The sequence below is a fragment of the Pseudomonas sp. fls2-241-R2A-110 genome, assembly GCF_030209165.1.
GTDB lineage: Bacteria > Pseudomonadota > Gammaproteobacteria > Pseudomonadales > Pseudomonadaceae > Aquipseudomonas.
The window spans coordinates 1-25,804 of record NZ_JARVSN010000048.1 but is presented as its reverse complement, the minus strand read 5'-3'; the positions used below and the strand labels follow the sequence as shown (position 1 = coordinate 25,804).

The 25,804-nt window shown below is 62.1% G+C and carries 20 protein-coding genes; 5 read left to right on the top strand and 15 right to left on the bottom strand.

The window, feature by feature from the left end:
* Positions 1-2 precede the first annotated feature (2 nt).
* From QRN31_RS30880 to QRN31_RS30815, 14 genes are all read right to left on the bottom strand, one after another.
* A complete protein-coding gene (locus tag QRN31_RS30880; protein ID WP_285436673.1) occupies positions 3-1,838 on the bottom strand; it encodes a secretin GspD/PilQ domain-containing protein in 1,836 nt (611 codons plus the stop codon).
* The gene (locus QRN31_RS30875) at positions 1,835-2,353 is read right to left on the bottom strand and encodes a hypothetical protein (RefSeq protein WP_285436672.1); all 519 of its coding nucleotides are present in this window, start codon (positions 2,351-2,353) and stop codon (positions 1,835-1,837) included. Before QRN31_RS30875 ends, QRN31_RS30880 begins: the two co-directional genes overlap by 4 nt.
* Complete coding sequence (locus QRN31_RS30870) at positions 2,353-2,901, bottom strand: GspMb/PilO family protein (RefSeq protein ID WP_090182685.1); 549 nt, start codon at positions 2,899-2,901, stop codon at positions 2,353-2,355. Before QRN31_RS30870 ends, QRN31_RS30875 begins: the two co-directional genes overlap by 1 nt.
* Positions 2,888-3,433, bottom strand: coding sequence for a PilN domain-containing protein (locus QRN31_RS30865; protein ID WP_285436670.1), 546 nt, complete (start codon positions 3,431-3,433; stop codon positions 2,888-2,890). The genes QRN31_RS30870 and QRN31_RS30865 overlap by 14 nt, the downstream gene beginning before the upstream one ends.
* 1 nt (position 3,434) lies before the next feature.
* A complete protein-coding gene (locus QRN31_RS30860; RefSeq protein WP_285436668.1) occupies positions 3,435-4,238 on the bottom strand; it encodes a hypothetical protein in 804 nt (267 codons plus the stop codon).
* A complete protein-coding gene (locus tag QRN31_RS30855) occupies positions 4,219-5,925 on the bottom strand; it encodes a GspE/PulE family protein (RefSeq protein ID WP_285436666.1) in 1,707 nt (568 codons plus the stop codon). Before QRN31_RS30855 ends, QRN31_RS30860 begins: the two co-directional genes overlap by 20 nt.
* 84 nt (positions 5,926-6,009) lie before the next feature.
* The gene (locus QRN31_RS30850) at positions 6,010-6,543 is read right to left on the bottom strand and encodes a response regulator (protein ID WP_285436664.1); all 534 of its coding nucleotides are present in this window, start codon (positions 6,541-6,543) and stop codon (positions 6,010-6,012) included.
* A gap of 219 nt (positions 6,544-6,762) precedes the next feature.
* Positions 6,763-7,716, bottom strand: coding sequence for a peptidylprolyl isomerase (locus QRN31_RS30845; protein ID WP_285436662.1), 954 nt, complete (start codon positions 7,714-7,716; stop codon positions 6,763-6,765).
* A gap of 14 nt (positions 7,717-7,730) precedes the next feature.
* A complete protein-coding gene (locus QRN31_RS30840; RefSeq protein WP_285436660.1) occupies positions 7,731-9,281 on the bottom strand; it encodes a cytochrome c/ABC transporter substrate-binding protein in 1,551 nt (516 codons plus the stop codon).
* A gap of 9 nt (positions 9,282-9,290) precedes the next feature.
* Complete coding sequence (locus QRN31_RS30835; protein ID WP_285436659.1) at positions 9,291-9,911, bottom strand: SCO family protein; 621 nt, start codon at positions 9,909-9,911, stop codon at positions 9,291-9,293.
* Positions 9,908-10,564: an SCO family protein gene (locus QRN31_RS30830; RefSeq protein ID WP_285436657.1), complete on the bottom strand. Its 657-nt coding sequence runs from the start codon at positions 10,562-10,564 to the stop codon at positions 9,908-9,910. Before QRN31_RS30830 ends, QRN31_RS30835 begins: the two co-directional genes overlap by 4 nt.
* Positions 10,565-10,577: 13 nt before the next feature.
* Complete coding sequence (locus QRN31_RS30825) at positions 10,578-12,530, bottom strand: cytochrome D1 domain-containing protein (protein WP_285436656.1); 1,953 nt, start codon at positions 12,528-12,530, stop codon at positions 10,578-10,580.
* Between the two features lie 89 nt (positions 12,531-12,619).
* Positions 12,620-18,436: a manganese-oxidizing multicopper oxidase MnxG gene (gene mnxG, locus QRN31_RS30820; RefSeq protein ID WP_285436654.1), complete on the bottom strand. Its 5,817-nt coding sequence runs from the start codon at positions 18,434-18,436 to the stop codon at positions 12,620-12,622.
* 203 nt (positions 18,437-18,639) lie between these two features.
* On the bottom strand, positions 18,640-19,248 hold the full coding sequence (locus QRN31_RS30815) for a transglycosylase SLT domain-containing protein (RefSeq protein WP_285436652.1): 609 nt from the start codon (positions 19,246-19,248) through the stop codon (positions 18,640-18,642).
* Between the two features lie 195 nt (positions 19,249-19,443).
* On the opposite strand from QRN31_RS30815, the gene gspG reads away from it, so the two are divergent.
* From gspG to QRN31_RS30800, 3 genes are all read left to right on the top strand, one after another.
* Positions 19,444-19,878: a type II secretion system major pseudopilin GspG gene (gspG, locus tag QRN31_RS30810; protein WP_285436650.1), complete on the top strand. Its 435-nt coding sequence runs from the start codon at positions 19,444-19,446 to the stop codon at positions 19,876-19,878.
* A gap of 14 nt (positions 19,879-19,892) precedes the next feature.
* Entirely contained in the window at positions 19,893-21,080 is a 1,188-nt protein-coding gene (locus tag QRN31_RS30805; protein WP_285436648.1) for a type II secretion system F family protein, read from the top strand.
* A gap of 150 nt (positions 21,081-21,230) precedes the next feature.
* Positions 21,231-21,884 (top strand): hypothetical protein, encoded by a 654-nt coding sequence (locus QRN31_RS30800; protein WP_285436646.1) that lies wholly within the window; start codon positions 21,231-21,233, stop codon positions 21,882-21,884.
* A 155-nt stretch (positions 21,885-22,039) separates the two neighbouring features.
* On the opposite strand, the gene QRN31_RS30795 is transcribed toward QRN31_RS30800, so the two are convergent.
* Positions 22,040-22,936, bottom strand: a complete 897-nt coding sequence (locus QRN31_RS30795; RefSeq protein ID WP_285436643.1) for a LysR family transcriptional regulator — start codon at positions 22,934-22,936, stop codon at positions 22,040-22,042.
* Positions 22,937-23,098: 162 nt separating this feature from the next.
* Between QRN31_RS30795 and QRN31_RS30790 the strand changes: the two genes are divergently transcribed.
* Entirely contained in the window at positions 23,099-24,118 is a 1,020-nt protein-coding gene (locus QRN31_RS30790) for an alpha/beta hydrolase (RefSeq protein ID WP_285436642.1), read from the top strand.
* 67 nt (positions 24,119-24,185) lie between these two features.
* Positions 24,186-25,622: a mechanosensitive ion channel family protein gene (locus tag QRN31_RS30785; RefSeq protein ID WP_285436640.1), complete on the top strand. Its 1,437-nt coding sequence runs from the start codon at positions 24,186-24,188 to the stop codon at positions 25,620-25,622.
* The last annotated feature ends 182 nt before the right edge of the window (positions 25,623-25,804 follow it).

The window sequence follows — 25,804 nt, the reverse complement described above, 5'->3', positions numbered from 1 at the left end:
GATCAGCGTTTCTCAACGACGACAGTAGTAGTGGCCGAAGCCACCGGCCGATCGATGTGTTCATTCTGGATCGGTGTTTCCATCCGGCGGTCCGGCGCCTGGATGTGCATGCTGGTTTCAGTGCCGGTGGTGAACTCCATGTCCGACGGGCTCTGGTACGGCAGGTTGCGCACCACGCGCGGCGTGATCGACAGCACCAGTTCGGACTTGCCGACGGTGTCCTTGTTGCTGCCGAACAGACGGCCCAGGCCAGGGATGTCGCCAAGGCCGGGGATCTTGTTGCCCGTGGCGCCGTGGTCGTTGCGCATCAGGCCGGCCAGGATCTGGGTTTCACCGTCATGCAGGCGCAGCGTGGTCTGGGCGTTTCGGGTGTCGACCTGAACCGGAATCGTGCCCTGGCGGGTCGGTTCCAGCGGCGTGGCGTTACTGACTTCGAGGGCGATCTTGATCGCCACTTCGTTGTTCAGGTGCACAGTCGGCTGCACTTCCAGTTTCAGACCGACGTCCAGGTAGGTAACGCTTTCGGTGATGACCGGGCCCTGGGTCGAAGGCACCGAGGTGGCGCTGATGATCGGCACACGCTGACCGATGTGGATGCGCGCCTGCTCGCGGTTGCTGACGCGAATGACCGGGCTGGCCAGGGTGTTGATGTCGTTGTCCTGAGCGTTGATCTTGGCCTGGGGCGACGGCGAAATAGTGATCCGGCTGGAGTTGATGCCTTTGAGTTGATCGAGCAGCGTCACGGCCGAGCCGTCGCTGTTGACCACGCCGAAGGTGCTTGGCCATTGCAAACCGAGGTCGAGAATCCGTTGCGTGGCGACTTCCATCACCTCCACTTCCAGTACCACTTCGGGGTTGGACTGGTCCTGTGATTGCAGGAGTTTTTCGGCCATGCGCACCGCGTCTTCGGTGTCGCGCATGGTCAGTGTGTTGAGGCGTTCATCGACGAATACATCGCGGGTCTTGAGCATGGTCTTGATCATGTTCAACGCGGTGTTGGCGTCGATGCTGGTCAGGTAGAACGTGCGCATCACCAGCTCTTGATAGTCCTTGAGCTTTTGCGGCGAGTCGGGGTAGATCAGCAAGGTGTTTTCATTCACCACTTTCTGATGCAGCTGGTTCTGTTGCAGCAGCAGCTCCACGGCGTCTTCGATGCGCACGTCACGCACGAAGATGGTGGCTTTCATGTCGGGGCGCAGGTCCTTGTCGAAGATGAAATTCAAACCGGCGACCTGGGACAGCACTTCGAAGATGGTTTTGAGGTTGGCGTCGCGAAACTCCAGGGTCACCGGCCGGTCCAGGCGAGTGCGCAGTTGTGGATACGGAATCACATTGCGGCTTTGCACCAGGTGGATATTGCCTTGCAACTCCAGGGCGCCTTCATTCGTGGGGTCCAGTTCGAGGATCTGTTTGACCTGGCGGTCGGCACCGTAGATGTCGCCGCGACGCAGGTCGCCGCGGGCCAGTTCGAGTTTGTCGTCCAGGCTGCGCATGTGCTCCAGCTGACGCAGGCCATCCTGGGCCCGGCGGTTGTTCGGCTCCAGGGTCAAGACCCGGCCATAGGTCAGGCGGGCAGAGGCGAAATCACGCTGGGAGCGGTCCATTTCGGCCTGGGTCAACAACGCCGTCACCGCGCGGGCACGGCCGCTGGTCAGGGCCAGGTGCAGCTCGGTGTCGCGAGGGTTTTCCTTGAGCCCTTCCTGGATACGCGCCAGGCCGGCTTCGTACTGACCCGACTCCATCAAATCGGTCCCTTCCTTCTTGGCGACCTGCGCCGAGCTGCATGCTGCCAGCCCCGCACATAGGCAAAGGTTTATCAGCAAACGGGATCTGTTCATTGCGTGCTCCCCACAGACAAGATCTGGGCCAAATGCAGAGGCAGGTAGACAAAGCGGAGTTCCACATCGGAAATCCCCTCGATCCGCCAGGTGTCGTCGATCACATCCCCTTTGCGTACGACGTATATTTTTTCGCCGTTCTGCAAGAACACTTGCAGGTCGGCACGATCATCAAGCTTGCCGATGAACTGGAAAGGCATCGGCGGCGCACTGGGGACTTGCACCACCGGGGTCTGGTTAACAAGTTGTTCGTTGACGCTGGCCAGTGTCGGTGCCGCTTTCCAACTGCGGGCGGCGAACAGGTCGCCGGACGGGCTCAGGTCGTTGATCACGGTCGGTTTGTCACTGGCCGTGGTGCCCGGCAACGTGCCACGGGTTTTGCTTTTAGCCGGCGTTACGGTGGTCGCGACCGCCGCATCGCCTTGCTCTGAGGGCATGAAGTAATCAGGCCCCCAGGTCAGCGCCGCCGATACGCCGAAGAACGCCACCCAACCCACTATGCGTTTGGTATTCATCATGACCTCGACAGGTAAAGGGTCATGCGGATCCGCCCGGTCAGGTCGGTGTCGGCGATTTTTTTACGCTGGAACTCCACGTCCTCCACCACCACGGCCGGCAACTGGCCGAGCAAGGCATGCAGGAAGCGCCGCAGTTGCGGGTAGCTGCCACGCACCGGCAGCAGAATCTGATAACGCGCCAGGTGCGTCTTGGGATCGACGCCCAGCGAATATTCACCCCGGGCCAGGGTGATGTGCTCCTGAGCCGCCAGCGCGTAGATCTTGTCGATGGCCACGGTGGCTTGTGGCTGCGACGGCAACTTGCTGCGGAAGTCATCGAGCTGACGTTGCGGCACCACCGGGGCGGCGACGCTGCCGTCCTCGACCTTGGCCAGGTACTCACCGGCTTCGCGGGTCTGCTGGGTGAGGGTTTGCAACGAACTCCAGTCAGGCATCAGGCCACCCAAGGCCCAGACCAGTGCCAGCAACAGCATCGCCAACCCGGCCACGCCGGGCACACCCAGGCCTTGCAGGTATTCGTGGACGATCAATCTAGAGATTCGCATCGCCGATCTCCCAGTTAGCCGACAGGTTGAACAACACCGGTTGTTCAGGGGACTTCACGACAATTTCATGGCTGAGCAGCGACACATCCGACAGCTCATCGCTGGCTTCCAGGCGACGGTGGAAGTCGAGCATCGCTTCCAGGTCGCGCGCTTCGGCGCTGATGCGCACCTGACCTTTGCGGGCATCCGGGGTCAGGCTCAGCAAGGCAATGTTGTCGCGTGGCATGGCTTCAAGCATGGCGAACAGGCGTTCCCAAGGCCGGCGCAGTTGCTGCGAAACTTTGCGCATCTCCGCCAGGTTCTGCGCCTGCTCACGGGTTTCAGCCGGGGTCAGGGTGGAAGTGGCTCCGGTGTCGCCGGTGAGGACGCGTTGGGCGTGTTGCAAATGGCCCTGCTGTTGCGAGGCCTGTTCGGTGACATGCTGTTGCGCGATGAAGCAGGTCATCACCAACACCACGCCGCCGGCCAGCAGGCTCCAGCCCAATGGGCCCGAGCGGCGGCGCGGCTGGAAGTCGAGCGTCAGGGCGCGCATGTCAGGCCACCGCCCGGGACATGACGTACAAACTATCGCGTACGCCAGTCCGGTCCTCTTCGAGGGTGCGCAGGTGCACACCGGGTACGTCAGGCTGCACGTCAATGCGAGCTGGCGCGTGCAGGTAGATGTTCAGCGGCCGCTCGCTGGTGGACGCTTGCAACTGGCTTTCACGACCGATCAATGCGCTCAGCGCGGCATCGCTGTCGTTGCTGCCGACCGAGCGCACCGAGGTCCAGCGCCCTTCCCTCGCCAGCAGCAAAACACTGCGCACCGGCTCAGCCACCACGAACAGGAAGTCACCGGCATCGAGGCTTTTATCGAAGTGATTGAACGCCGCCATCAGGTACGGTTGCACCGACCGCAGACGCAGGCCACGCCCGCTGACCAGGCTGCGCAGGCGTGCCAGCAAGTCTTCGGGCAACGCGGTGGCGATCCGGTCGTAACCCGCAGGCTCAGCCGACAGCACCATGCTCCAGGGTTGCGTCGGTGCGCCGTAGAGGTCTTCGAAACACAGCTGGGCAAAACCGAGCAGTTCGTCGGGGCTGCTGATCTGTTCGCTCCAGGGCACCAGGCAGAAGCGGCTGAAGTGACCGGAGATCACCACGCTCAATTCGGCACCGGCGGGGGCGTGTTCGCCCAGCAAGCGGTCGAGGGTTTCGAGGGCGACGGTCCAGGCATGGAAGCCTTCGTCGATAAAGCCGACGCTGCCCAGCCACAGGGTTTCACTGCCCTTGCGCTGACCGAGGCCGACACCACTGGCGCCGAGCACGGCGACATAACGATCACGAGACAAAAGTGACACGATTGATCTCCTCGAGCGTGGTCCGCCCCTCTGCAACCAGTTCCAGCGCCGACTCGCGCAGCAGGCGCAAGCCACGTTTGCACGCGTGTGCCTTGATTTTCGAAATGGGTTGGCGCTCGACGATCATCTGCCGCAGCTCATCGTCCAGGTGCAGCAGCTCGGCAATCGCGGTACGTCCGCGATAGCCGGTGCCACGGCAATGACCGCAGCCTTTGCCATGGACGAAGTGAAAATGGTCGACGTTTTGCGGGTCGAGGCCGGATTGGCGCAGCTCTTCATCGCTCGGATTGCTCGGCGCGCTGCAACTGCTGCAGACCAGCCGGATCAGCCGTTGGGCCAGCACGGCGTTGAGGGCCGAGACGAGGCTATAGGGGTCGATTTCCATCTGGGTGAACCGGCCAATCACATCGAACACGTTGTTGGCGTGAATGGTGGTGAACACCAGGTGCCCGGTCAGTGCCGACTGCACGGCGATCTGCGCCGTATCGGGGTCACGGATTTCACCGACCATGATCTTGTCCGGGTCATGGCGCAGGATCGAGCGCAGGCCTCGAGCGAACGTCAGGCCTTTCTTTTCATTGACCGGAATTTGCAGGACGCCCGGCAGTTGGTATTCCACCGGGTCTTCGATGGTGATGATCTTGTCCACACCGTGGTTGATCTCGGTGATCATCGCGTACAGCGTGGTGGTCTTGCCGCTGCCGGTCGGGCCGGTCACCAGCACCATGCCGTAGGGTTCGGCCGCGAGCCGGCGCAGCGCACGCAGGGTTTCTTCTTCAAAGCCCAAGGCCTGCAATTGCACGCCACTGACCTTGTCTGCCAGGTCCTGTTTGTCGAGGACCCGCAACACTGCGTCTTCGCCAAAAATGCTCGGCATGATCGACACCCGAAAGTCGATCTGCCGACCGCTGATGCCGATCTTGAAGCGACCGTCCTGAGGCACGCGTTTTTCGCCGATGTCGAGTTCGGCCATGACCTTGACCCGGGAAATCACCTGCTCGGCGAACTCGCTGCCCTGGATCTTGCTGATATTGTTAAGCACGCCATCGATCCGGTACTTGATCACCAGGCCGCTGCCGGTGGTGCCCAGGTGGATATCGCTGGCGTGCATTTTCAGCGCGTCGTACAGGGTCGAGTTGACCAGTTTGACGACGACGCTGGCGTCTTCGCTGATGCTGGTCAGGGACAGGCTTTGCAGGGTATCGGTTTCGATGCTGGCGTCGGCCTGGGCGTTGAGCGATTCCACTGCGTGGAAGCTCTCTTCATGGCGAGCCAGATAGGCTTTGAGGTCGTCGGCATGCACCAGGTACAGCGGCGCACCGTGCAGGCAGTCATCGATCCAGGCCAGACGTGTGGTATCGAAGGGGTCGGCAAATACGCCGATGACGGCATCGTCGTGACGCAGCAGGATAAATTCGCGCTTGAGGCATTGGGCCAGGGTGACCCGGTCGAACACCGGGGTGGCCTTGAACAGCGTGTCGGTGTCGAGCACCGGATAATGCAGGGTTGCGCCCAAGCACTGGATGAAGGGCATGGGGGCCAGTTCGCACAGCACCCCGAGGGCTTCCAGCACCCGTTCCCCAGAACTGGTTGCCCTGGCCCGGGCCTGGGCCAGTTGTTCACTGGTAAAACGGGACGGTACACATTCCAACAGCGCCGGTTCTACGGCAAGGGATAGACGGTCCATGGCTTGCTCTCCAACGCCGGGGGCTTTGAGCCCTGTCGACGCGGCGAGCAATTTCGGTGGAGGCCGGAACCGCTTGTCGCGCCACTACTCCCCGGTGAGCAATTGTTCGTCGTCTGGTGCCATGGAGGTCGATGAGCTTCGTCGACGATCCGCCAGCACCCAACTGCCGTCGTACAACTGCAGCGGGAAAATCTCGGTCCTGCTCTGGCGTCGTTCGACGAATCCTTCGGATTGGCTTGCGCCTGCCCGGCGTTCGCGCTGCATCCCTAAAAGGTCACAGACTGCTCGGGCCAATTCCGCCATCGGAAACGGTTTGAACAGGATATGGCTGACTCCCAGTTCCCGGGCCCGCTCACAGACTTCAGCGGTTGGGTGCCCGGTAATCAGCACAAAATGGCACTTCCTGTTCTGGCGGACGGCATCGAGTACCTGAAAGCCTTCCATATCGGGCAAGCGGTAATCGAACACCATCACATCGGGTTCAAAACGTTCGGCTTCGCCGATCGCTTCGTAACCGCTGTGCGCTATCCGGACGTTCAACGCTTGCGCCTGCAGGTAATCCTGGAGGTTTTGTGCAAGGAGCTGTTCGTCTTCAACAACCAGTACTTTGTTTAACAAGGTGGACTCCTTGAAACCGCAGGTCCGATATTCGTGCCTGGGAGTACGCGCCTTGATTAGGCTAACGCACACTTCATGCCAGGCTGAGCGCCGGTTTTCGACCGATACAACTTATTGATTTTAATGGGAAAAACTTTTCTCTCAGGAACTCCATCCCCCAAAGGCGGGGAAGCACTCGGAATTGCCCCTGAAGCTTTCCCCACATTTGGGGGGAAACCTTCAATCATCGTCAATCCGCTCGATGCGATTGCTCGATCGAAGCGTTGCCAACACCTGGAGACGAGCCTGAGCGCTTTGCTGTCGGGCAAGGTAAGCCCGAACCATTTCAAGCCCCTGAACTTCTGAGACATCGGCCGCCTCCTGGTGGTTCTGTAGGTAAATCAAATGCCAGCCCAACGGCGTACGCACCGGTGCGCTGACCTCGCCGGGGGCCAGGGCAAACGCTGCGGCGTCAAACGCCGGCATCATGCGCCCTCGAGGAAAATAGCCCAGATCCCCGCCGACGGTAGCCGTCGCGTCTTCGGAGCCGGTCCGGGCCACACTGGCGAAGTCCTCGCCCTGAGTGACTTTCACACGCATCTCCTCTAAGCGTAGCCGGGCGGCTTCAACTGTGGCGGCATCGGCCCCCTGAGGCACCTTGATCAAAATGTGCCGCGCCTGCATCTGTTCCGGGCGGCTCATTTCAGCGCGATGTTCCTCAAAGAAAGCGCGCACCTGCTGCTCATCCGGCTCCGCCACCCGGACCAGATCGGCAAACACTTGCTGCGCGGCCAGCTCGCGACGGGTGTACTCGGTAAAACCGGCCTCGTCAAAACCGGCATCGGCTAGACGGCGGGTAAACACCTCGGCACCGCCGATGGCCTGGCGGGTCTGGTCGATCTGGTTTTTCACCACCTCGTCACTGATCACCACTCCGCGCTTGAGCGCTTCCTGCCACAGCAACTCCTTGTCGATCAGGGCATCCAGGGCTTTCTGGCGCAATTGCTTGTATGCCTTGGGACTGCGAATGCTGGCCACTGCCCGCCCCTGGTCCTCCAGGAATTCGGCGAAATAGCGCTCCAGGCGGAACTCGGAAATTTCCTCGCCATTGACCCGCGCGGCAGCCGGACCGTTATTGCACAACGCCACGGGGGCCCACATTGTGAGCAGGATCAACAGAGTCTTGAGTTTCATTGTCAGGCCTCCGATCAGGGTGTCGCGGCAATGGGTTTGTAAGGGGCCACCAGATAAAAGCGCTGGTCGGGCAAATCGACGGTGACGATATGGGCACCGTTCAAGCCCAGTCGGCGCCCCGGTCCGAAGCTGATCAGCGGGGTCAGCCCGGTGTCGAAATCGTGCAAGCCTTCCAGGGCATTGATCAGCTTCTCGCGGCTGGCGTCGCGCCCGGCCTGCTTCATGCCTTCACTCAACAGCAGCATCGAACTGTAGGCGCCGACTTGCAGCACCGCGTGCTCACCGCCGAGCCCCTGGTGTTCGCGCAACTGCGTCAACGCCAGGCGTCCGGCCAGCGTCCAGTCACTGGGCACGAACGGATATGCCAGAAACACCCGTCGGGAAAAATCACGGGGCACCTGAAACAGATCGCCGGCGACCTGATTCGACGCCGCGAACAGGTACGGCACCTGACCCGCCGTCTGCAAGCGCTCGGCCAGTTGGCTGAAACCGCCGCTGCTGCCCAGGTAGAACACCGAGCGCGAGCCCAACGGCAGTTCGTCCTGCGCGGAGTTGTAGGGTTGCAGCCGTACTTGCTGCCAGCCGTGGTCTTGCAGGTATTGGCCGAGGGTCTGCGCCGCCAGGCGTTGGCTCGGCTCGTCCGGGTAGGTGATCAGCGTCGGCCCCTGCAGCACGCGCAAACTGCTGGTGGCGTAGTCGGCCAGGGCGAACAGTTGCTCGCGCAAGCCCGGCAGCGGTTCGAAAATCTGCCGACTGGCCTGGGGCGTGCCCTGGAGCGAGAGCGGCCCGATCAGCGGAACACCGGCGCGTTCCAGACGCTCGACCAGTTCCGTGTCGAGTGCCGGTGCCAACGGCGCAATCAGGGCGAACACCTGTTCCTGCCCGATCAAGCGCTCCAGCGCCTGCTCGGCACTGGCACGATCGGGCCCGGGGTCGAGGATGGTCAGGCGCAATTGCCGGCCATGAATGCCCCCCGCCTCATTGATCCGTGCCACGCAGCCCCTGAGCACCGCCGCCACCGTGGCGCCCTCTTCACTCAACGGCCCCTGGCGCGGCAACAAGGTACCCAGGTGCAAGCTGTCGGCGCTCAGGCCGGGATCGCGGTCATCGGCCACACGCTTGAGGTAAGCCATGAGGTTGCGCTGATCATTCATCGACAGCACGAACCGCGGCATGGCCGGGTCCAGTCGATTGTTGGCCGAGTCACGCCCCTCCTGGATGGCACGGGCCAATGTACCCTCGGTGTAGGCCGGGTAATCGCGGCCATTGACCTGCTGCTGACCGTAACTGCTGGAAAGACGCGACCAACTGATGTCCGGTGGCCGGACCCCGCCCTCGGGCCGCCCCTGACCGTCGGCGCCATGACAATTGGCGCACGGCAGGCTGGTGGCGGGCAGCAGCATATCCGCCGCACCGACCCTGGCCATGATCGGCTCGCCGCTCGCCGACACCCCTTCGCGGTACAGCCGTTTACCGGCGCTTTCGCTGGGGCTCAGCGGCAACGCATGGGCGGCAAGGCTGATGCCGCCAAGGAGGAGCAGGCCGAGGACGAGGGACGTTTTCATGGCCCGGACTCAACGACCGGCGACTGGCATTGTCAGCAACTGCAAGCGCTGGGCAATGGCGGCAGCCGGCGCATCGGGACGGATCTTGCTCCAGCGTTTGTTGGCCACGTCACCCACGACCAACTGCGTTGAATGCTGCTCGGGGGTCGGCACGATCTGGCCGATGCGCCCCAGTACAAGGTCCATTTGTGCCTTGTCGCCGGTAAGAAAAAGCCAGTGAGGACCATCGACGCCCTGCTTCAAGGTGTAAGCCTTGAGCACCGCTGGCCTGTCCTGCAGCGGATCACTGGTAAGGGAAATAAAGGTGATGCCATCGGCCTTGTCGCCCAGCAACTCACGCACTTCCTTGAGCTTGCGGGTGATCAGTGGGCAGGCATCGGTGCAACTGGTGTAAATCACGTTCAACAGCACCACGCGGTTTTGCAGCGCATCGCTGTAGAAGCGCAGGGTGTTGCCGTTCTGGTCCTGCAACGGGGTGTCGGTGAACCAGGTTTTCGCATCATGGGTGCCGGTCGCCGGTTGCGCAGCGGCGACAGCAGGCGCGGGTTCTGCGTGTTCTTCATGGGAAAACGCCAGGAAGCTGATCACGCAAAAACACATGGTAAGGAAGATCAACGCGAGCGCTTTCATGGCAGTTGCTCCATGGCTATGGCGGTGTGTTTGGCGTGGGCGTTGCGCTGGCCGCTGAGTTTCTCGACTTGGCGGGTCAGCACGGTCGGATCGGTGAAGCCGTAATAGCGGGTCCAGTGGCGGCTGTTGCCGTCGCCGACAAGGATCAATGGCTGGTGGCTTTTGAAGTCGCCGCTGAAGGTGCCGAGGCCCTTGAGGGTTTCGTTGATCGATTGCGCGCTGCCCGTCAGCCAGCTCCAGCCCGGTCCGTTCTGGAAGTTGCGTGCGTAGTCGTTCAGGCGCTTGGCGTCATCGCGCTGCGGGTCGATGCTGATCGACACCAGTTGCACTTCACCGCCGACCCGCGCGCCGAGCTGTTTCTGCACCTTGCCCATGATCGAGGACACCACCGGGCACACCGTGGTGCAGCTGGTGTAGATGAAGCTCATGACTACGATTTTGTTGGTCACCAGATCCTTTTCAAGACGCACCGGTTTACCGTTCTGGTCCACCAGCGCGACGTCGGCGAATTTGACCTGGGCGCTTTCCGACGTGGCGCTCTTGGCCGGCATGTCATGCCCGGAATGCTCATCCGCCGAGTGCGCCAGGGCTTGACCGATACCGGCGGCCAACAGGCAAAACGTCAGCAGTCCACGGTGTGCGAATCGCTTCATGTCGGTTTCCTCTTCAGTGAGCATCGCCGGGCAACACCCGAACGCTGGCAAAGGTCGTGTCATCGAAATTCGCGCCCAGGGACGCCGCCCGCACGTGCAGGTACCAGGCGCCGTTCTGGTCGAGATTCACCGGGGCTTCATAAATGCCGTTGCCCACTTCCAGCGCGGCGACCTGCTGGGCCCGCGACGTCGGGGCGCGGAAATAGCGCACCTGAACGTCCTTGACCCCGCTGCGCTGGGCCTTCTGTTTGCCTTCGACGATGCGAAAGCGCACGACATAGGGACTGCCGAGGGCGGCGGTGGATTTGTCGAGCATGAACTCCACTTTCGGCACGCCTGCGTGCTGTTGAAGGTTCTTGTCCGGCTCCACCAGTGCCGTGAAGCAATGGATGATGTTCGGCTGGTTGAGCAGGAACGCCACGTCAAAGCGCCCCGCTGCCGGCAGTTTGATTCGCGCGCTGTACAGCCCCGGCTCGACCTCGCGCAGGCTGCGGTCGATGACCATCGCCGCGCGCGCCACTTGCCCGCGATTGGGGTAACCGGACATCGGCGCGTTCATGCCTTCGGCGTAGAAATAGGTGGTGTTGTCCACCGGGTTGACCACGAACACCGCGTTGTCATCGCGTGACACCGCCAGGCTCGAAGCCAGTGGCAAATCACCGGCCAGCCGTGGCGCCTGAGGCCCGGCTTCGAAACCCTGGCTGATCGGCGTGCGACCGGCCCCGAGTGACGACAGGTTGATCATCGTGACTTTGGCCGAGGCCAGGCCGCGCACATAGGCATAGGCCTTGGTGAACACCACTTGATAGGGTTCGGCGGACACGTCCAGTTCATGGATCAGCGAATCGGTGGCTGCATCGATCACCGCCACCTGGTTTTCCAGGGTGTTAAGGACGATGCCGAAACGCCCGTCGGCGCTGAAACCCATCGGGCCCAGGCCCTGCTTCATCTTGATCACCCGGCGTACGGCCAGGCTGCTGGTGTCGACCACGGTGACGGTGCCGTCCTTGCCATCGGCGACATAAATCGCCTGGGACAGCGGCGAGTACGCCACCGACAACGGGTGCGAACCGGTCTTGAGCTGCTTGCTCAGGGTCAGGCTGGCAATCTCGATAATGCTCAGGGTGCCGTCGTCGCGGTTACTGACGAAGGCGTAACGGCTGTCTTTGCTGAAGGCGATTTCATGGTGCCCGGCCCCGGTGGCCAGGTGTTTGAGCGGCTTGAGGCTGCGGGCGTCGATCACCGTGACGCCGGATTCCTCGACAGTTTTGGCATTGTTGCCCACCCACAGCAGGCGCTCGTCCGGTTGCAAGGCCACGCGCACCGGGTTGCTGCCGGCGGCGACCGAGTCGAGCAACTTGAATTGCGCGCTGTCGATCACGGCAACTTCGTTGGCGGTCGGCATGGAAACGAACACCCACTTGTTGTCCTTGGGGGTGACCCAATCCATCGGTGGCTGCTTGATGTCGATACGTGCCAGGGTGCTGGTGATGCCGCCCACCGAGACCGAGGGGTCGACCACCGAAACGCTGGCGTCGCGGTTCATCACCAACAGGAAGTAGCTGTTGAGGTCGAGCATCGGCCGTGCACCGATGCTTGATTTGAGGAACACCCCAACCCGTGCCTTGCAGCTTTGTTCACGGCCCTGGGCCTGGTCGGCGGCGACGGTTTCCGGATCGAGCCAGGCGCCGGGGTTCACCCCCGATAACGGTTGGCCCGAAGCACTGTCGGTGACCCGGAACTGCACGTCGGCAAACTCGCCTTCACGCAACACGCCGTCTTTGGCCAATGGCTTGACCTCCAGCGCCACCGACACACCGTCACGGGAGAGGTTCTGAGCGCTCCAGGTGTCCGGCAGGGCAACCTCGCTCAGCATGCTCGGCGGCGCGGTGCGCCATACGCCCAAGCTGATGAGCGCCACCGCAACGACCAGTACGCCAACGGTGATTCTGATAGTCCTGTTCATACAACGCTCCCCTCACAGATCTGTGTCTGCCTCATCCCTTGTAGGAGCGAGCCTGCTCGCTCCCACAAAAACCGTGTCGCTCACTCGTCTTACGGTGCCGGCGCTGGTTCAGGCTCGTTGGTCACCCGCAACAATCCCCACAGCCCTGCGGTGTTGCCGTACGCGCCGTAGTCGCGGAACAGGTAGTCGCCCGGGATCGCGTTGCTGCCACCGGCGCTGGGGTGCATGAAGCTGAAGTGCGCCGCCGGCAGGATGCTTTCGTGGGCGCCGACGTACATCGACATCGGGTTGAAACCGAAGCGCACGGACCCCACGCCCGGGGTGGCCATCGGATAACCACCGGTGTCGCTCTTCTCCGACTGGAACGGGTTCACCGACCAGACGTGACCATCGAGCTGGAAGGTCGAACCACGGCTGCCACCGGTCGGCATCAGGATGTGGGTACGGAACGGTTGCCCCGGTTTCACATACAGCACCGGCGTTTGCGGATCGCCTCCCACCAGCGCGTTGCTGAAGGCCATGTGCGCGTTGGGAACGTCACCGTAACCATGGCCGTCGGCGTGGCCGAACGGCGCGTCCGGTGGCAGGCCGAAGCGGAACCACATCGGCTCGGTCTTGTAGTTGATGGCCATGCTCGAGTTGTCCTGCGGATCCGTCGGCACACCGGCCTCCGAGGCAATGCCTTCCACCGGACGACCGTTGGCCCAGCGCATGTTCAAGGCCTTCTGCCAGACCATCGCAAAATCGCGGTAGGTGGTTTGCCCGGGCGCGGTGACAGTCGCCGAGACTTTGCGCGCATCATCGACCCAGGTGGCGCCGATCGGCAGGATGCTCATCGCACCCCCAAGGCCTTTTTGCGGCTGCTTGATCACGTCCGCCGGGGTGAAATTCAACCCGCCGAACTCCACGGCCGTGGCGTTGATGTTGTCGACGTTGCGGCCCAGTTGCGAGATCGGTTTGCCTTCGCGCTCCAGGTGCCCGGCGTAGTACTGATAGGTACGGGTCGGGTACGCCCCGGTGTTGCCTACCCGTGGCGGCACGGTCTGGATCGGGTTGGTGCCGACGTTGGTGCCGTCGGATTTGGTGATGTCGTACGCCAGCAATTGTGCATGCAGGCCCACGGTACTGGAGGGCCGCATCAGGTTATTGCTGAAGGTCGTCGAACCCTCGCCATTGTTGCGATCGCGCTTGACCATGCCCATCACTGTCGCGGTCTGGGTCAAGTCCGGCATCACGCTGGGCAGGCGGTTTTCCAGGGTGATGTTGATGCAGTCACCCGCCGTCGCGCGCAGCACCAGCGGTTCGACAGGCACACCGGGTTTGAGCTTGCCGGTGACCGGATCGAGGTCTGATTTGCGCACATACAGGATCGCGGTCGGGTCATGCAGCGGCCCGCTTTGCCCGCCGATGGTAAACGTCGTCCCCTCCTGAGGATCACTGACCGTGACCTGAGGAATGTTCACGGCTCGCGAGTTGTACACCAGGGTCCCACCTGCTGCATTCAACGGCCCGCCGACGTGTTGGCCGATGCCGGCCGGATCGCCCATGGACAGGTTCAACGGATTGCCGAGGATGTCATTGGCCAGCGCGGCAACCACTTCATAGTTGCGTTGCACCGTCGGCCGCGTGCCGATGCCGTTCGGGTTGGCGCTGATCCGTGGGCAGACGCCGTCAAACGCCACGGTGTTGCGCACACCGGCCGGTTTCGGGTTGTTCGGCAGCGCGAACAGGTCGCTGCGTTGCGCGGTGTAGTTGCGCATCACGCCCCAGATCCCGCTCCAGTAGCCTTCCAGAGAAGCGTCCATCGAGTACAGGTAATCGCCCGTGGTCGCCGCAGCACTGGACATCATCGAGACCGGCGCAATGAAGCCCATCTGCTCGGAAATCCCGATCATTTGCGAAGAGCGCCAGCCGGAGTTGGAGCTGTTGCCGTAACCGGAACCGCTTTGCAGCCACTTCACGCCATGCAGGGTCACGTTGTGCTCTTCTTCGTGACCGCCGGCATGCACCCGCAGCCGCACGTTGTCACCGGTGTAGGTGCGCAGCATAGGGGTGAACGGGTCACCCGGTTCCGCGCCGCCACGGTTGATGTGCGGCGGGAACAGCGTGGTGCCGCCGGTTGGGCCGGTGGCGGCGGTAATCAGGTTCGGCGCCAGGTTCATCGCCGGGATCGCGCGGTCGGTGCGGCTTTGCATGGCGTACGCCAGGTCACCGCCCAGGCCGTCGGCCTGCATGCCACGCTTGCCGTCCGGGCCGACCTTGTTCGGGTCGTACACCCGCAGGGCCAGCGGTTCGTTGCGGTAATTGACCACGAACATGCCGGGGTCATCGACCGAGATGGCTTGTGGGCAAGGCCGGCTTGGGCAACCGGGCGTCAGTCCACCGCGCGCCTCGATCACTTGTTCCAGCAAGGTCTCGGCTTCTTTGCGCACCGGCGGGTTGATCGCGTAGCGGAAGCTGTCCGCGGTGGCCGGGAAGGCTTGTGCATTGGGCACGCCGTTAGGGCCGGCGCCAACATACACACCGGCTTCATAGGCGTGCTGGAAGTCGCTGTATTCGAGGAAGAACTCACGGAAGCTGTCGTTCTTGCCGTCACCGTCCAGGTCCCCGGTGGACACCACCGCCTGCCACGACGTCGGCCCGCCGTCCTGCCGTGCGCCGCTGTACAACGGCTCGCCGGTTTCGGCGTGGAACCAGGTCGAACCGGCCGGTTCAGCCAGCACGGTGGCGTACAGGCCAATCTGTTGGTGAGTCGATGGGCCGAGGTGGTCGTGGGTGAAAATGGTCCCAAGGCCCCGGTCGACGCCTTTGCTGTTCACCACCGGATCGACAAACCAGCGTTGCATCGCGGTGCGCGCGCCGAGCCAATCGGCGCGGCCAAACTGGCCGAAGTACGGGTGGCTCTTGGCGTTCGGGCAGGCCGGGGTGCCGTCACGGGGATCGGTGCCCTGGCACTGGTTGAACTCGCGAATGGCGTGGATGCGTTCTTGCACGGCACCTGGGGAAAGCACGCCGTCTTCGTAGTTCCAGCCGTTGGCCGAACCGTCGGCGGCCGTCAGGTCCCATTTCGGCAGGTGGATGTGCTGACCGATCACGTCGGTCGGTGTGCGCACTTGATAGTCGTCCATTTCATAGACGGCCGGCACCAGGTTGGTTTGCTGGTACTGCACGCAGTCGAAGGTGTTCATGCGCATCACCAGCGGCTCCGGCGGACGCTGCTTGGTGATTACCGGCCAGGCGTCCTCCCACAGCGCCAGAATGCGCGCTTGCGGGAAGTGGTAACCGACCTTGTTGTAGACCGCATCGAACTGGATGTTCGCGGCTTTGTAGATGCGCGGCCGGTCGGCGGTGAACGTCGAGGAACCGCTATAGGACATGCCATCGACTCGCTCGCCACTATTGAACTCGCCGATGCCGGCACTGCTGGTCAGGCGCTTTTGCCGATCGTCCATGCACGGTTCGTAGTACGGCGCGCCGGCCATCGGCAACGCACCGTTGGTGCGGAAGTTGCGCGCCACCACTTGGTTGCCCGGCAGCACGGCGAAGCTTGGGTGTTCCTTTTTGGCGTGGAACGCCATGGCCGCCTGTTCAACTTCGGTGCCTTCTTCAGGCACGTAAAGCGGCTTGGCGCGGGTCACTTCCTTGGAGAAATCCAGGGACGTGGTCACGGTGTGCGCCTGGCCACCGGAGGAAAATCCGCCCAGCGAATGACGTCCCAGGCCGCCGTCCCAACCACCGGACTGCGCCGGATCGAGGTTGGCCCACAAGGCATTGCCGCTGCTTTTCAGGGCTTGCGCCTTGGCAGAGTCGAGCATGTCCAGCGGTGGGGTTGGCGGGCGTTGGCCAACCGACGTTTCCATGCCGCCGATCCAGAACGGATAGCCCGGGTTTTTCAGGCTGCCGTCGGCATTGCGGTTGGCTTCACTGCGATCCACCAGTGCCAGGGAACCTATGGCCTGAGCGCCGCCGCTGCCACCGTGGTGTTCGCCGTCGTCACCCGCTTCATCGTCATCGCCACCGGCGACCAGGGTTTCGCCGATTTTCGGCACCACCGCGACTTTGCCTGGCATCGGCGCCATCGCCTTGCCTGGCAACGGCACGACCGCAGGAATCGGCGTACCGGCAACGATTTCGCCATCGGGCAAGGCCCGGGCACCGGCGGCCGGTTTCCCGCTGCGCAGGGCATAAGGTTCGCTGTGAAAACCGTCGACGCTCTGTTGCGAGACTTCGAGTTTGGTGCCTTCCTCGAAGACATCATGGACCCGCCACATGCTCCACATGCCTTGCGCAAAATGCGGATAGAAGTGGCAGTGGTAGATCGCATCGCCGGCAACGCGGTTGCGGTTGCCTGAACCGCCGTTGGCGATTTCATAGGTGTAGCCGGCACCCGGGCCGATGCCTTGGGCGTCGACATAGTCGGAATTGTCGTCGTTGGGGTTGAACAGCCATTGATGGCCGTGCAGATGGAAAATGTGCTGCTCGTGACCGTTGTGGGTGTTGCGGAATTTGACGAAGTCGCCGATGTAGCTGTGGTTGACGTTGGACGGTTCGGACGGATACAGCGCCATGGTCGCCTTGACCCCGACCTGATCGGCGCGCGGTGTTTCACCGGGGCGAATGCCTTCCAGACCGGCGTTGGCCGGCACGTCCACAAGCATCGCGACGTCGCCCACGGTGTGCGAGCTGAGGAAGAACTCTTCATAGGCGCAGGACAGGCAATCGTGCATTGGCCCCACGCCCAAGCGGTTGGCGACGACCTCGGCGCCCATGCCGCCGGAACCGTAGTTGATCATGAACGAATCGCGGGTCGGCTCCAGCACGTGAGCCATAACCGGGTCCGCCCAGTAAGCGGGGAATGCCTGGGTGGCAGCGGTTTCATCCTGGAACTGTGAAGCGAAATCTCGGAATGGCTCCAGGCGGTTGGGGATCGCCGGGTTGCGTTTGCCAATGGCTTCCAGCGGATAGGTCGATGGCGGGAAGCTGCCGTCGGCATTGCTGCCCATCACAATCGCGTCGCTCTCGCTGGAGATGATTTCATTGCCGTCGACCATGCTGATGATCGGCGTGCCGGCCTTGCCTTCACGGATCCACGGTTCGCGCTGAGGGTAGCGTGCCTGGTAATCGACGATCGGCTGACCGGCCGGCGTGCGCCCGACACTGGCCAGGCGCATCTCTTCTTCGGTAACGGTGTTGCGGTAGGTGCGCCCGCCCTTCGGCACCACCACCACCTGGCCGAACAGGCCGTTGGCCACGTTGCCCGCATCGCCTTCACCACCGAAGGTCGCGCCACGGCTGCTGGCCGCGAACGCGCCTTCGCGCTCGGCGTACAAGGTGTAGGAACGGGTGCCGCCGGGAGCGATCAATGCATTGGCATTGCGCCCGGTGTACGAGGCAATGTCATCGATGCTGTTGACCGCTTGCATGCCGTTGACCTGGAAGCCGACATGCCGGTCGGTGACTTGCTCATCGACTTTGAAGTGGTCGACGTTGCCTACTTCGATTTCGCCCTCGACCCCGCCATCGGCGTTTTCGTGGCCGCCGGGGTTGGCCTGGTAAGCCAGCAGGTTTTGCAGGTTGATGGTCAGGCAGTCACCGGCGGCCACCCTTAATACCAAAGGACGCGGACGCTTGTCGGGCCGCAGCGAGACTTTGCCCGGCACTGCCGCGCCGCCCTGGGCCAGGGACATATTGCGGTCGTCGACCACGTCACGCCGCAGGGCGAACATCATGCCATTGGCGTTCTGCGCACCGAGGCGGTTGAACATCAAAGGCTGGTCGAGCGCCACGATGTTGGCCACCAGATTACGCTCGCAGCGTGCGGCGGCTTCTGCCATCTCGATGCCAAACATTGGCGCTAGAAACAGCAGCAGGTTAAGCAGGTGATGAGCGTGGGGTATGCCGGTCATGATCACGGGCCTCGCTGTGGGTGCTCACAGGGAAAATCTCGACAAATCCCCTTGAGCAAACCGCATGCCATAAATAATTTAGTTATATTTCAGTTAGTTAGCGCAACGACTTGATAACTCGGGGGATATTCCCCATTTATTCCCCACTTTTCGGCCCGGTCCCTGTTACCCCAACATTGGGGGAACGTCCCCAAGCCTGCCGATCACAACGGCGCGTCCACCGCCAGGCCTTGCAAGCGGCGGTATTGGCGCAGGACGCTGGGCACGTAACGCTGGGTTTCGGCGAACGGCGGGATCACCCCGCCACGGCTGAGCACCGCTTGCGGCCCGGCGTTGTAGGCCGCCACGGCGAGGGCAATGTCATTGTCGAAAAGTGTCATCAGGTGCTTGAGGTATTTGGCGCCGCCCTGGATGTTGGCTTTCGGGTCGTAGACATTCTTGACCCCCATCTCCCGGGCGGTCTCAGGCATCAACTGCATCAGCCCGCCGGCGCCTTTGGGCGATGTCGCATCCGAGTTGTAGCGCGACTCCTCGCGGATCACTGCATGCAGCAACGCCGCCGGCAACTCATTGGCCGTGGCGGCCGCCGAAACCAGTTCGGCATAGGGCTGCCGAGCAATCATCTGGGGCTGTTGATCAAGGCTGACCAGCGCTTTTTCCGGCTCATGAATAACCCGCTCGTACTTACGGCCGGGACGGTGAACATTGGACAGCACGTAGCTGCCCTTGGCATCCACGGAAACGAACACATCAGCCTGGGCGACGCTGGTCAGCAGCAAACAGCCGAGCAGTCCTGCGGTGAGTGTTTTCATTATTTTTCCTCCCCTGCCCGGCCCCGAAAAATGGGGGTAATGCCCCAATGGCCGGTAGTGAACCAGCCATACGCAAGCACTGTGCCGAAAGCGCAAAGCCCCGTAATACGGGGCTTGAACAAGGATGGGTGGGGGTGAGCATGGCAATTGCATAGGCCTTCATGGCGACCCTTCTGCCGACTGTGTGAGGTCATCATGAATCAGCGTTTGCGTTCCGCCCCGCGTACTCAAAGCGGGTTCACCCTGCTCGAACTGTTGGTGGTGCTGGTGGTACTGGGGCTGTTGGCCGGCATCGTCGCGCCGAAGTATTTCGCCCAGCTGGGCCGCTCCGAAGTGAAGGTGGCCAAGGCGCAAATCGAAGGCCTGGGCAAAGCCCTGGATCTTTACCGCCTTGAGGTTGGCCATTACCCGTCGACCGAACAGGGTTTGCAGGCGCTGATCACCGCGCCCAGCGATGAAACCCACTGGACCGGGCCTTACTTGCAGAAAAAATTGCCGCTGGATCCGTGGGGCCGTAGCTACACCTACCGCTGCCCCGGTGAAAACGGCGAGTACGACTTGCTGTCCATGGGCAAGGACGGCCAACCCGGCGGCGAAGGCGAAAACGCCGAAATCACCAGCTGGCAGTGACGGGAGAAGCGACCATGCGCTTTCATCTCAAGGCCGTGGGCAAGGCCGGTGTGGTCTCGATGACCGTCGAGGCACCCGGCCACAGTGAAGCCCGGCACATCGTCGAGGACCAGGGCTTGCGGGTGGTCAGCCTGCACGCCGAGCGACACTGGCGCGCGTTGCGGCTGCAAAAGCGCGAGACCTTCAACCTGGTGTTGTTCAGCCAGGAGTTGACCACGCTGCTCAACGCAGGCCTGCCGCTGATCGATGCGCTGGAAAGCCTGGCGGAGAAAGAAACCGCGCCACAGGCCCGCAAAACCTTGAGCGAACTGGTGCGCCTGCTTTATGAAGGCAAATCGTTCTCCCAGGCCTTGGCGCAGTTGTCGGCGGTGTTCCCTCCGTTGTATGTGGCGCTGGTGCAGTCCAGCGAGAAGACCGGTGCCGTGGGCGATGCCCTGGGCCGCTATGTCAGCTATCGCCAGCGCATGGACGAAGTTCGGCAAAAAATCGTCAGCGCGTCGATCTATCCGCTGCTGTTGCTGGTGGTGGGCGGTGGCGTGGTGCTGTTTTTGATGGGCTACGTGGTGCCGCGCTTCAGTCTGGTGTTCGAAGGCCTGGGGTCGAACCTGCCGTGGCTGTCGCAAGTGCTGATGAGCAGCGGGATGTTCCTGCACGCGCACCAGGGGGAATTCTTCGGCGCCTTGCTGGCAATCATCGTCGCCCTCGTCTTTCTGCAACGCCAACCGGCGTTTCGTCGGGGCGTGGACCGGGTGATCGAAAAACTCCCGGCGGTCCATCAGCGCATCTTCATGTACGAACTGGCGCGCTTCTATCGCTCGCTGGGAATCCTGCTACAAGGCGGAATCCCCCTCGTCACCGCCATGGGCATGGTCCGCGGCCTGCTCACCGTCGCCTCCCGCGCACGCCTGGACCAGGCCTGCGAACGGGTACGCGAGGGGCAATCGCTGTCCACCGCGCTGGAACTCAACCACTTGGTGACTCCGGTGTCCCTGCGCCTGCTGCGTGCGGGCGAACAGTCCGGCAACCTTGGCCAGATGATGGAGCGCAGCGCCGACTTCTACGACGAGGAAATCAGCCGCTGGATCGAATGGTTCGTGCGCCTGTTCGAACCCTTGCTCATGACCTTCATCGGCCTGCTGATCGGGGTCATCGTGATCCTGATGTACATCCCGATTTTCGAGCTGGCCTCAAGTATTCACTGACCCTCTGGAACGGGGTTGAGTTGTACCGTTCATCGCTCATCCAAGGTGCAACTGAATTAATCGGCGCGCTGTGGTGTTCACCCTATGAATCGAGCAGCACGTTGCATTGTTCATCAACGTTCCAACCTGAATAAAAAGACGGAGAACGACATGCACATCAACAAGCTTTTACTTGCAGTAGCTATTGGCGCAGTTCTGTCGGCGTCTACGGTATTGATACCGGACAGCCTGTCCGGTGTGTCGAGTGTTCAGGCCAAGGAAGGTGGTAGTGGCGGCGGAGGCGGCGGTGGCTCTGGCGGTGGTGGGGGCGGCTCTGGTGGCGGCGGTGGCGGCTCTGGCGGTGGTGGCGGCGGATCCGGTGGAGGTGGTGGTGGTAATGGCGGTGGCGGCGGCAGTGGTGGAAGCGGTGGCGGCGGCAATGGCGGCAGTCACGGTGGAAGCGGCAGCGGCGGCAACAGTGGCAGCGGCGGCGGCAATAGCGGCAGCAGTCACAGCGGCAGCGATCATGGCCCGGGACACTCCGGCGACTCGGCTTCATCGGGGCGCAGCGGCACTCACTCCGAAGCGGGCGATGATCACGGCGTTCATCGCGCAGGGGAAATGGGTGATGACCACGGTGTCCATCGTGCCGGTGAAATCGGCGATGACCACGGCGTCCATCGTGCCGGTGAAATCGGCGATGACCACGGTGTTCATCGTGCCGGTGAAATCGGCGATGACCACGGTGTTCATCGTGCCGGTGAAATCGGCGATGACCATGGTGTTCATGTCGGTGGTGAACCAGGTGATGACAAAAGGACCTGATATCCACTGATCGAAAGATCACTACAAAACCCTGTGGGAGCGAGCTTGCTCGCGATAGCGGTGGATCAGTCGACATCATTGCTCAATGACAGATCGCTATCGCGAGCAAGTCGAATCGTCGCACCGTCGCTCCCACAGTGGAATTGTGTTCGGCTCTACAACCCAACTTCAGCCTGATCCAGCCGCTCGCGCAAAAACTCGATCAGCGCCTGCACCGGGCGCGAACTCTGGCGATGCTGCGGGTACACCGCCGATAACGTCAGTGGCGGCGGACGAAACTCGTCCAGCACCGACACCAGCCGGCCATCCTTCAGCGCCGCGCCAACAATGAACGTCGGCAAGTACGTGATCCCCATCCCGGCCACCGCCGCATCCCTGAGCAGTTCACCGTTGTTGACGCGCATCCTGCCGGTCACGTTGACTGTCAGCGGCTTGCCCTGCCCTTCGAAACGCCATTGCACCTGACGACCGTGGCCGTAGGGCAGGCAATCATGGCTGTGCAAGTCTTCCGGTTTGAGCGGCGTGCCGCGCTCGGTCAGGTAAGCCGGGCTGGCGCAATACACGCGCTGGATCGCGGCGATGCGGCGTGCAATCAGCGTTGAGTCTTCCAGGGTGCCGATGCGCAGCGCCAGGTCGTAACCCTCGCCGAGCAAATCCACCGGGCGGTCGCTCAAATCCACCTCCACGGTGACGTCGCGATAGCGCTGCAAAAACACCGGCAACAAACACCCCAGATGCGCCAGCGCAAACGACAACGGTGCGCTCACGCGAATGGTCCCGCGTGGCTCGGTGGTCTGACCGGCGATGCCCTGCTCCACTTGCTCGACTTCGCCAAGCAGGCGCAGAGCCGACTCGTAATAACTCTGCCCCAGTGGCGTGACGTCCAGCCGTCGTGTGGAACGATTGAGCAAGCGCACGCCCAACCGCTCTTCAAGCTGCATCAAGCGTCGGCTGACGAACTGCTTGGACAGCCCCAATTGATCCGCTGCCGAGGTGAAACTGCCGGAGTCCATGACCTGGCAAAAAATACGCATATCTTCGAACGGGTTCATTGTCGCGCCCTGGTTGACAGTCAAACACTTTATAGCCGCTTTTTCCGTTTTCGGCACCCCATTAATCTGTGTCCACGGTGTTGCTGAGGCCTGAACGACAGAGCCGGCAGCAACCTGACCCTTAGGTACTCAACGTCGAAAAACTTAAAAAGGATTTAACCCATGAACATCGTCAAAAAAACCCTGACTGCCTCCCTCCTCGCCCTCTCCATCGGCAACGCTTTTGCCGCTGGCAGCCCGGGTGTCGAACACACGACCCAAGCTTTCCTCGAAGCCCTGGCGGCGGGTGGTGGCAAGCCGCTTGAACAGCTGAGCCCTGTCGATGCCCGTGCGGTTCTGACCGGTGCGCAAAACTCGGTGAAGGTTGATCTGTCGGGTGTGGACGTCAGCGACCGCGCCATCAAGGTCGATGGACAAACCATCAACCTGAAAATCGTGCGGCCGGCCAAGGTCAAAGGCGAATTGCCGGTGTTCATGTTCTTCCACGGTGGCGGTTGGGTGTTGGGCGATTACCCGACTCACCAGCGCCTGATCCACGACCTGGTGGTCGGCTCCGGCGCGGTCGCGGTGTATGTCGATTACACCCCGTCGCCGGAAGCGCACTACCCGACCGCAATCAACCAGGCCTACGCCGCGACCCGTTGGGTGGCTGAACACGGCAAAGACATCGGCGTCGATGGCAAGCGCCTGGCCGTGGCCGGCAACAGCGTCGGCGGCAACATGGCGGCAGTCGTGGCCTTGATGGCCAAGGAACAGAAAACCCCGGCGCTGCGCTTCCAGCTGTTGATGTGGCCAGTGACCAACGCGCAGTTCGACAGCGGCTCGTACCAGCAATTTGCCGAGGGCCACTTCCTCACCAAAGGCATGATGAATTGGTTCTGGGACAACTACACCACCGACCAGGCTGAGCGTGCGCAGATCCATGCCTCACCGTTGCAAGCCAGCGCCGAGCAGCTCAAAGGCCTGCCCGCCGCGCTGGTGCAAACCGCCGAGTTCGACGTGTTGCGTGACGAAGGCGAAGCCTATGCCCGCCACCTCGACGCCGCCGGTGTGCCAGTCACGGCGGTGCGCTACAACGGCATGATTCACGACTTCGGCTTGCTCAATCCGCTGAGCCAGATTCCGGAAGTGAAAGCGGCGGTGCGTCAGGCGGCACTGGAACTCAAGACTCATCTGAACTAAGCACTGCCAAAAAGCCTGCCCTCGTGCAGGCTTTTTCCCGTCTGCCTTTTGAAAACGGAGTTTCCCCATGTCCTTCGTCCTTGCTCATTTGCTGTCCTGGAGCGCCCTGCTGCTGGTGATCGACGCGGTGCTCTGGCAACTCGCGCCGTTCAAGCATCGCGTTACCCGGGTCGGTGTGCGGCTGGCGCTGTTCGTGATGTTCAGCGCACTGGTCATCAACGCCGGTGTCAGCCCTTTGCTGGCGCCGCAGTTTGCCGAAGATCGCGTGGTGCAACTGGGCGCCACGGCGCTGGGGATTCTCTGGTGGTTGTACGCGGCACGGGTACTCACCGAAGTCATCGGCCTGGTGCTGATGCGTCGCATCGGTCACAGCGGTCGATTGCTGCAAGATGTCATCGGCGCGCTGGTGTTTCTGGTGGCCATCGTGGCGGCGGCTGGGTATGTGCTGGAACTGCCGGTCAAAGGGTTACTGGCGACGTCCGGGGTGGTGGCCATCGTTGTCGGTCTGGCGCTGCAAAGCACCTTGAGCGACGTGTTTTCCGGGATCGTACTCAACACCACCAAGCCGTATCAGGTCGATGACTGGATCGTGATCGATGGCGTCGAAGGCAAAGTGCTCGACATCGACTGGCGCGCGACTCACCTGCTGACCAGTGCCGGCAGCACGGCGGTGGTGCCGAACTCAGTCGCAGCGAAAGCGAAAATCGTCAACCTGAGTCGTCCCGCCAACATGCACGGGGTGTCGATCAGTATTCAGGTGCCCAACCACATTCGCCCGCGTCGGGTGCTGGATGCACTGGAGCGCACACTGCAGGGCAGCAGCAGCTTGCTGCTCAATCCGGCCCCCAAAGCGGTGCTCAAAGAGGCCGGCGAAACCATGTCCGTATACGTGGCCAGCGGCTTTATCGCCGAGCTTGGGAAAAAGAGCGAGGTGCGCAACCAACTGTTCGACCTGGCCCATCGGCACCTGGAAGCGGCGGGTATTTCCCGGCAGCTCGATGGCGTAATTGAGCCGACGACCCGCGCGCGGGCATTGCTTGATGAAGTGAAAATCTTCCGTTCCCTGAGCGAGGATGAGCGTGACCAGATGGCTCAGTCTATGGTCCCGCAGCAGTACGCCGCAGGCCAGGTGGTATTGGCATTGGGCGACGTACCGGACAGCCTGATGGTGATCGCCACGGGTGTGGTCAGCGCCACCGTGCCCGATGGCACCGGGCAAACCGAAGCCGGACGCATGGGCCCCAGCGAAGTGATGGGCGAACAAAGCATCCTCACCGACACGCCGTCCCAGGCGACCTTTACTACATTGACGTCGTGCATCATTTACCGGATCGACAAGTCCCTGACTCGCCAGTGCATGGAGCAACGGGTTGAAGTGGGTCGGGCGCTGAACAAGTTGCAAGCGGTGCGTACGCAAAACAGTCGGTTGGCGTTGCTGGCCAAACCGGCGCCGATCAAGAAAGGTGGATTTCTGAGTTGGCTGCAGAAACGTCAACCGGTGTGACGGGTTACACGGTCCAGAAAACTCATTCGCCAGACACAGCTGTTCAGTTAAGAACGCTTTGGAGTTGGAGTTAGGGTTGAGGTTGAGGTTGAGGTTGGGTACATATCCGTTTCTGCGGTAATGGCGACTATTGGTTCCGCCCTGACGGCGGGTCACTTGGAGAAGCGCCAAGTAACCAAGCG

Bases quoted from the DNA above. Each gene is read 5' to 3' on its own strand.
- mnxG (WP_285436654.1), bottom strand. From the start codon at position 18,436: ATGACCGGCATACCCCACGCTCATCACCTGCTTAACCTGCTGCTGTTT.
- QRN31_RS30815 (WP_285436652.1), bottom strand. From the start codon at position 19,248: ATGAAAACACTCACCGCAGGACTGCTCGGCTGTTTGCTGCTGACCAGC.
- QRN31_RS30840 (WP_285436660.1), bottom strand. From the start codon at position 9,281: ATGAAAACGTCCCTCGTCCTCGGCCTGCTCCTCCTTGGCGGCATCAGC.
- QRN31_RS30825 (WP_285436656.1), bottom strand. From the start codon at position 12,530: ATGAACAGGACTATCAGAATCACCGTTGGCGTACTGGTCGTTGCGGTG.
- QRN31_RS30785 (WP_285436640.1), top strand. From the start codon at position 24,186: ATGTCCTTCGTCCTTGCTCATTTGCTGTCCTGGAGCGCCCTGCTGCTG.
- QRN31_RS30875 (WP_285436672.1), bottom strand. From the start codon at position 2,353: ATGAATACCAAACGCATAGTGGGTTGGGTGGCGTTCTTCGGCGTATCG.
- QRN31_RS30870 (WP_090182685.1), bottom strand. From the start codon at position 2,901: ATGCGAATCTCTAGATTGATCGTCCACGAATACCTGCAAGGCCTGGGT.
- QRN31_RS30830 (WP_285436657.1), bottom strand. From the start codon at position 10,564: ATGAAGCGATTCGCACACCGTGGACTGCTGACGTTTTGCCTGTTGGCC.
- gspG (WP_285436650.1), top strand. From the start codon at position 19,444: ATGAATCAGCGTTTGCGTTCCGCCCCGCGTACTCAAAGCGGGTTCACC.
- QRN31_RS30880 (WP_285436673.1), bottom strand. From the start codon at position 1,838: ATGAACAGATCCCGTTTGCTGATAAACCTTTGCCTATGTGCGGGGCTG.
- QRN31_RS30800 (WP_285436646.1), top strand. From the start codon at position 21,231: ATGCACATCAACAAGCTTTTACTTGCAGTAGCTATTGGCGCAGTTCTG.
- QRN31_RS30865 (WP_285436670.1), bottom strand. From the start codon at position 3,433: ATGCGCGCCCTGACGCTCGACTTCCAGCCGCGCCGCCGCTCGGGCCCA.
- QRN31_RS30835 (WP_285436659.1), bottom strand. From the start codon at position 9,911: ATGAAAGCGCTCGCGTTGATCTTCCTTACCATGTGTTTTTGCGTGATC.
- QRN31_RS30790 (WP_285436642.1), top strand. From the start codon at position 23,099: ATGAACATCGTCAAAAAAACCCTGACTGCCTCCCTCCTCGCCCTCTCC.
- QRN31_RS30845 (WP_285436662.1), bottom strand. From the start codon at position 7,716: ATGAAACTCAAGACTCTGTTGATCCTGCTCACAATGTGGGCCCCCGTG.
- QRN31_RS30855 (WP_285436666.1), bottom strand. From the start codon at position 5,925: ATGGACCGTCTATCCCTTGCCGTAGAACCGGCGCTGTTGGAATGTGTA.
- QRN31_RS30805 (WP_285436648.1), top strand. From the start codon at position 19,893: ATGCGCTTTCATCTCAAGGCCGTGGGCAAGGCCGGTGTGGTCTCGATG.
- QRN31_RS30795 (WP_285436643.1), bottom strand. From the start codon at position 22,936: ATGAACCCGTTCGAAGATATGCGTATTTTTTGCCAGGTCATGGACTCC.